We start from the raw sequence: 2,816 nt of genomic DNA, 5'->3' as shown, positions 1-2,816 counted from the left end.
TAATAAACATCAATAAAGAAATAGAAAAATTACCACAAGCACACAGCGAGTTATGGGACATTTTCAAAACGATAAAAAACAAATACGATGCCGAAGCGTATTCTGAATTATTAAGTGACGAAAGCATAAGACATCCTTTTTATGAAAAACTTTCTGCTTTCGTTCGTTTGTTCAAATTAGCAATGGCATCCATAGAATTTAATGATATTAAAAACGAGAAAGTCATTGATAAATATAAACAGGACAGTAAGTTTTTCTTGCAATTAAGAGTGGATGTTAAGCGAAGATATTTTGACGATTTAGATTATGCCGCTTATGAACCACAAGTACAAAAGTTAATAGACAAGCATATTACAACGGAAGGAGAAGTATTAAAAATAACGGAACTGGTAAATATTTTTGATAGAGAAAAAAGAGAAGCTGAAGTAGAAAAAGTAATAGGAAAAGCGGCAAAAGCGGATCATATTGCAACTCGAACTGTTAAGGCAATCAATGTCAAAATGAATGAAGATCCAATATTCTACAAAAGTTTATCCGCATTAATTAGGGAAGCAATTAACGATTACCATCAGCATCGAATTGATGAAGCCCTATACTTGAAAAAGGCAAAAGAATACGAAAATCAATTTCTTACCGGGAAACAAAATAATGTTCCAAAAGCTATTCAAGAAAAACCAAATGCAATTGCTTTTTACAATCTGATAAATGCGGTTTTAGAAAATAGCTTTAGCAATACACCAGAACCAAAAGAAGTACAAGCCGGTACAGCATTAGAGGTAGAAGATTGCATCAAGAATATTGTGTATGAAAACGGTACGCTAATTATCGATTGGCAGACCAATACCGAGATTGAGAAAGAATTGAAAAACAATCTCGATGATTTACTTTTCGAAAAACAGCAACAATACGATACACAATTCTCTTTTGATAAAATTGATGAATTAATAGAAGAAGTAATTAAAATTGCTAAACTAAAATACGTTTAATGCTACATTCAATCCAACAAGTAAATTACGGTAGTAAAAGCATTGAATATAAATTGTCTTTTGCTGCAAGAAAATCATTGGGCATAAAAGTATTGCCTGATGGATTGGTATCGGTTATTGCTCCAAATGATACAGATTTAATCGACATCAATAAAAAAGTAAAATTAAAAGCCAATTGGATATTAAAACAGCAAGCCTTTTTTTGTAGTTACAAACCAAATACGCCAACAAGAAAGTTTGTAAATGGAGAAACACATCTGTATCTAGGAAGACAATATAAGTTGCAAATCATTGAAGATACTATCAATGAAATAAAGATTTATAGAGGTGCAATGATTATGAAAACTAAAAAATTAAATCTAGAATATTTAGAAAAAAAACTAAACGAATGGTACAAAGAAAAGGCAATCTTTCATTTTGAAGAATTGCTTGAAAGTTCTTTAGAAAAATTCAATAAGTACAAAATCGAAAAACCTATTTTAGATATAAGATTAATGCAAAAACGTTGGGGAAGCTGTACTAAATCAGGTAAAATAATTCTAAATACCGAATTAATAAAAGCACCAAAAGGAAGCATTGAATATGTAGTAATTCACGAACTATGTCATTTAGTACATCACAATCACAATAAGGATTTCTATGATTTACAAAACAGATTATCTCCCAATTGGGAAAAATGGAAAGAAAAACTGGAACACGCTTTGTCTTGATTTCCAATAGATACCAAAAACACTCACTTCATAACAGAAGTCTAATAAAATGCTTAATCTAGATCATTGTCTCATTCAGCTGCACAAAACTTTCATTTAGTCCAAGTATTCCTAAACTCAAGTCTTTGTTTGCTTCATTTCGCTAATTACGTTTCCAATAACGAGAACATTCTTTTTCGTTCGGTTTAAAAAGGACGTTTTACATTTCAGTTGCCACTCCTTTGCCAACGCTCCAAAAAAAATTACTGTCACGGTTTTTGAATCAAAAACACGTACGCTGCGCAACTCGTGCCAGTAATTTTTTTTCCCAAGCTGTGTTACATAATTGAGTATTATAGTTCATTACAAAGCTTTTATATTGGTTTTTTGGTTTTTGCAATGAAGCTATAATATCATTTATGTAAAACAGCCGCCACACCCATCGCGCTAGCCAGTGGCTCCAGGACAGTCTTTTTTATTGCTTCCTTGCACTGGCCTGCAATAAAAAAGACCATCCTTCGCCACTGTCATTAACAACGTTCGCCATTTCATAAGAACTTTTACTGAACTACCAAGTTTCAAGAACGTTAACAGCCACTTTTTTTAGCAACTTAATGTTTAAATCGGTAAGTTTTTGTATTGTTTTTGTGCGTGTCGCAAATTGCTTATCAACTCTATTTCTAACATTCACGACATAGGAATAAGCAATTTACAACACCCACAAAATCAAGAGTAGCCAGCAAGAGTGTGGTTTTTTATTTGCCAGAAAATAAGCAGTAATTGCTTCAGCAGAAAAGCCGATGCCATACTGTTCCTAAATATAAAGTTGACCAGCCCGCAGCATTGTCTTTCTTTCAAGTCAATGGCACCAGCTTTTCTACTAAAGCAATCAGAAATACCCCAGTAAGCAAATAAAAAACCACACACTTACCTGCGCTACTGCCCCATCGCACTAGGTATTATTTTTTCATTGTTTTTGTAAGTATTGAAAATCACTTGAAAACCTGTACTATAAAATTAAAAATCTGCGTAAAGTGATTTTGAATACCCACAAAATCAAGTCTAGAAAGAGTGTGGATTTTTAAACCAGAAAAATAAAAGAAATATCAAATCCATTCCTATTATTTTTCTGGTTTAAAAA

General features: G+C 32.4%; 1 protein-coding gene and 1 pseudogene. Both read left to right on the top strand.

Annotated elements, in window-relative coordinates; translation table 11 throughout:
• Window positions 1-986 (top strand): annotated as a pseudogene (locus ACH2BG_RS10850) (restriction endonuclease subunit R); the annotation flags it as partial.
• Window positions 986-1,696: a M48 family metallopeptidase gene (locus ACH2BG_RS10845; protein WP_395047714.1), complete on the top strand. Its 711-nt coding sequence runs from the start codon at window positions 986-988 to the stop codon at window positions 1,694-1,696. The pseudogene ACH2BG_RS10850 and the gene ACH2BG_RS10845, both read left to right, overlap by 1 nt.
• Window positions 1,697-2,816: the final 1,120 nt, after the last annotated feature.

The organism is Flavobacterium sp., assembly GCF_043779715.1.
Lineage (GTDB): Bacteria > Bacteroidota > Bacteroidia > Flavobacteriales > Flavobacteriaceae > Flavobacterium.
Note: the sequence above shows the minus strand (reverse complement) of the source record. Positions and strands in the feature narration are given on the sequence as shown.